Annotated in this window: 1 pseudogene; it reads left to right on the top strand. The window is 67.0% G+C overall.

The window, feature by feature from the left end:
* A pseudogene (glyA, locus tag HMPREF2924_RS22130) lies at positions 1 to 212 on the top strand (serine hydroxymethyltransferase); the annotation flags it as partial.

The following is a 212-nucleotide window of genomic DNA, read 5'->3' as shown; positions in this document are numbered from 1 at the left end:
CTGATCGACTACGACGAAGTCGAGCGCCTGGCCGTGGAGCATAAGCCGAAGATGATCGTCGCCGGCTTCTCCGCCTACTCCAAGACCCTCGACTTCCCGCGCTTCCGCGCCATCGCCGACAAGGTCGGCGCCTACCTGTTCGTCGACATGGCCCACGTCGCCGGCCTGGTCGCCGCCGGCCTCTACCCGAACCCGATCCCCTTCGCCGACGT

Origin of the sequence: Pseudomonas sp. HMSC063H08, from assembly GCF_001813645.1 — a bacterium.
Classification (GTDB): Bacteria; Pseudomonadota; Gammaproteobacteria; order Pseudomonadales; family Pseudomonadaceae; genus Pseudomonas; species Pseudomonas aeruginosa.
The sequence above is the reverse complement of the archived record's forward strand: the minus strand, read 5'-3'. Positions and strand labels throughout refer to the sequence as shown.